Below are 3,973 nucleotides of genomic sequence, written 5' to 3' on the forward strand. Positions count from 1 at the left end.
GTTGAGTATGAAAAGGCAGAAAAAGCTGGTAAAAATTCTGAGAAAAATAATTTTTCACAAAATGGAAGAGAAACTAAAGAAGCTAATAGAAATTATGAGGAATATCTTTCAGAAGAAGAAACTGAGCTGTATAAAATTTTGAAGGAGTGGAGGACAGGAGAGGCACAAATGCTGGGCTATCCACCTTACATCGTCGCTTCAAATCAGCTTTTAGCTGATATCATAAAGACAAATCCTAAAAGTTTAGAAGAACTTTCGCAAATAAAGGGAATGGGAAAACGGAAAGTTAGAGATTATGGGGAGGAGCTTTTGCTAATTTTGGAGAATTTTTATGATATGAAAAGTTGAGTTTTTGAGATATTAAGATTTTTATAAAATTGGCTGTTTCATAAAATTAACCTTATGAGACAGCCTTCTTTATCTGATTAAATTTTTATTTTTTAATATGCTTGTATGAAATTTGCATACCTGTTAAATAATATTATGCAAAAATTCCTAATTCTTCTAGTGTTTTACTACATAAGCAATAGTATAAATTAAACCTATAGCCATCAACGCTGCAACAACAAGCATAAAAAATCCACTTATTATTATTGAGCAAATATTCATAAAATTACGATTTTTTTGATTTTTTATGCATAAAACAGATAATACAAAAGAACCTAGAATACACAAGGCGTTTACTGCACCAAACATATGTGCTATTACATAATTTACCTTAAATATTGACATAATTTGACTTAAAATAGGTACTAAGCTCATAATTAATGCTATTCTGCTAGCCATTAAATGTTGTTTTTTATCTGCAAAAACATCATCGCTTAATTTTTTTATTAGTTCCATTTTCATAATAATCTTCCTCTCATCTATTAATTTTTTATATTTATTTTATACTCTCCTCCTTTTCTACACTCATATATTATCACATCAACCTTACGATAATATTCTTTCTACTTTACATTTACCTTACTTTTTTGAAAAATAAGAAACTGAAATTAATTTATATGCTATAATTAATTTATAAAATTTTAAATAGCAATAAAAGGAGATTTTGAAATGATCGAAAAATATTTGACAAATAAATGTATTTTAATTGTTGATGATGAGCAGGAAATTTTAGATATGACTATATCAATTTTAGCTGATTACGGATATAAAAATATACAGACTGCAAAAAGTGTGAAGGAAACTATGAAATGTGTTGAAGAAAAACAGCCTGATTTAGCGATACTGGATGTTATGCTTCCAGATGGAAATGGTTTTGAATTGCTGGAAAAGTTGAGAAAAGCCAGTAATTATCCAATATTATTTCTTACAGCACGTGGAGAAGATGAGGATAAATTCAAGGGCTTTGGATTAGGGGCGGATGACTACATTGTAAAGCCTTTTTTGCCAAAAGAACTTTTGTTTAGAATTACTGCTATTTTGCGGCGAACTTACAAAAAAGAAAGTCCAATTGTAAATTTAAATGGCTGTCAAATTGATTTTTCACGTGGAGAAATTATAAAAGATAATAAAAATATACCGTTAACTGCAAAGGAATATGAATTATTGCAGACTCTTTACCGAAATGCTGGACATATTGTAACCATAGATACATTGTGTGAAGCTGTATGGGGCGAAAATGCCTATGTCTATACAAATTCACTGATGACTCATATAAGACGTATTAGAGAAAAAATTGAGATTACCCCTTCCCATCCTGTGTCATTAATAACAATGAAAGGATTAGGCTACAAACTAATTGTGGAGGGAAAATGATATGAAAAGCATACTAAAACTAATACGTCGTTTTATAATAACCTTAATATTAAGTTTTGTCCTACTTCTATTCTTAAATATTTTTCTATACGGATTATGGATTATTAAATATGTGTCAAAAGAGCCTCCTATGGACTATACATTTAAAGTAGCAGGTATGTTGAAATTTGAAAATGGCAAATACACTTTACCTAGCGAAATGACTGCTGACTTAAAAAAACAAAATATATGGGCAATCTTGATTGACAATGATTCAAAAAAAGTTATATGGCAAACAAACAATTTACCTGATGATATTCCAAAAGAATACTCAATATCTGATATTGCCATATTTTCACATGCCTATATAAAAAATTATCCTGTTTTCACTTCTAAAGTTGAAAGTAATTTACTTGTGCTAGGCTATCCTAAAAATAGTTATTGGAAATACCCAGTAGCCAGCTGGAAATATGGACTTGTCAAAAAAATTCCAAAATTTTTACTTATACTTTTTTGTCTAAATATAATTTTTATATTTTTGATATACATTATTTCCAACTCTAAACTTCTAAGTTCTGTAAATCCAATAATAAAAGGCATACAAAATTTGGATAAAGATACACCTGTATACGTGAAAGAAAAAGGTGTTTTGTCAGAACTTGCAAAAAGTATAAATAAAACTTCTGAAATTTTGCAAAATCAAAGGGAACAATTGCGAAATAAAGACACGGCACGAGCCAACTGGATTGCAGGAGTTTCCCATGATATTCGTACTCCTCTATCAATGATAATGGGTTATACAAGCCAATTGAAAACATCTTTAAATTTATCGGATGAAACGGATAAAAAGCTTTCCGTCATTTTGAAACAAAGTGAGCGTATAAAAAATTTAATAAATGATTTGAACCTTGCTTCAAAATTAGAATACAATATGCAGCCTTTTGAGCAGAAAAAAGAAAATTTAGTAGCAGTTGCTAGGCAAGTAATCGTTGATTTTTTGAACATGGATATCGATGAAAAATTTCCGATAGAGTGGAAGACGAAAAATGAACTTGTATCTTGCTTTGCTAATATCGACAGTAATTTGATAAAACGAGCTTTGTCAAACTTAATTCAAAACAGTATTAATCACAACGAAAATGGATGTACAATTTATATATCAGTAAAAGAAGATGAAAAAAATTGCATAATTTGCGTTGAAGACAATGGAACAGGAGTTTCTGACAAAGAGCTGGAAAAACTCAATAATGCCCCACATTATATGGTTTGTGATAAAAATACGACAGAGCAGCGGCACGGTTTGGGACTTCTTATCGTAAAACAAATTATTGATGTCCATAATGGTAAAGTTATGATGAAACATAGTGAATATGGAGGATTTAAAGTTATTTTGAAGATTCCTAAAATTTGAAGGGATTTTTTTATAATCTTGTAAATAATCAGATAAAACAGTATAATAAATATATTGTATGGTAAAACGTATTTAAAACTAAACTCAAAAGCTATGACTATTTTATTCAAACCATAAATTTATATAAATTTAGCAGTTTAATTTAAAATAGGTCTGAGTATATTTCTTGATTTGAAGGGAGAAAAATGGAGAAAAAATATGTGATTTTTTTGAATGGGGAATATAAATATTCGCAGCAATTTATGGATAAACTTGTCTCGGAAAATGCAGTTTGCTTTTGTGCGGATGGGGGAGCGAATTTTGCCTTTAAATATGGGAAAATGCCAGAAGTGATTGTTGGGGATCTGGATTCGATTGAAAAAAAAGTTTTGGAATATTATAAAAGTAAGAATATTTTGATAAAAAAATTCCCAAAAGACAAGGATTTTACAGATTTTGAGCTGATTTTGAAAGAAATTAATAAAATTTCGAAAAATAAGAATTTTGTTGAGAAAATATTTGTAGTTGGTGGGCTTGGAAAACGAATTGACATGACTTTGAGCAACCTATTCATAATGGAAGAGTATAAAAATCTCGTTTTTTTGCAGGAAAATGAAGAAATTTTTTATGCAGAAAAGTCTTTTGTCCTAAAAAATAAAAAGGACTGTGAATTTTCAATCATTCCAATTAGTGAAAAAGTTGAAAAATTAACCTTGAAGGGCTTTAAATTTGAAACGGATAAAATTGATGTGAAAAGGGAAAGTTCCAGACTTGTGAGCAATGTAATCTGTGGAGATGAGGCGAGTGTGGAATTTGAAAGTGGGAAGATGATAATTGTTTTGA

At 29.4% G+C, this 3,973-nt stretch carries 5 protein-coding genes; 4 read left to right on the plus strand and 1 reads right to left on the minus strand.

All coding sequences use genetic code 11. The features are described from left to right. A partial coding sequence (locus Q0370_RS10320) for an HRDC domain-containing protein (protein ID WP_299575404.1) occupies positions 1-348 on the plus strand: 348 nt, incomplete at its 5' end. Positions 349-504: 156 nt separating this feature from the next. Here Q0370_RS10320 and Q0370_RS10325 read toward each other — a convergent pair. Then, positions 505-849: a hypothetical protein gene (locus Q0370_RS10325; RefSeq protein WP_147006478.1), complete on the minus strand. Its 345-nt coding sequence runs from the start codon at positions 847-849 to the stop codon at positions 505-507. Positions 850-1,056: 207 nt separating this feature from the next. Here Q0370_RS10325 and Q0370_RS10330 point away from each other — a divergent pair, with 207 nt between their 5' ends. From Q0370_RS10330 to Q0370_RS10340, 3 genes are all read left to right on the plus strand, one after another. Then, positions 1,057-1,761, plus strand: coding sequence for a response regulator transcription factor (locus Q0370_RS10330; protein ID WP_299575408.1), 705 nt, complete (start codon positions 1,057-1,059; stop codon positions 1,759-1,761). A 1-nt stretch (position 1,762) separates the two neighbouring features. Beyond that, a complete protein-coding gene (locus Q0370_RS10335) occupies positions 1,763-3,151 on the plus strand; it encodes a sensor histidine kinase KdpD (RefSeq protein WP_299575410.1) in 1,389 nt (462 codons plus the stop codon). Between the two features lie 185 nt (positions 3,152-3,336). Continuing rightward, positions 3,337-3,973: thiamine diphosphokinase (locus tag Q0370_RS10340; RefSeq protein WP_299575412.1), on the plus strand; the 637-nt coding region annotated here is incomplete at its 3' end.

The sequence above is a fragment of the uncultured Leptotrichia sp. genome, assembly GCF_938036635.1.
Classification (GTDB): domain Bacteria; phylum Fusobacteriota; class Fusobacteriia; order Fusobacteriales; family Leptotrichiaceae; genus Leptotrichia; species Leptotrichia hongkongensis.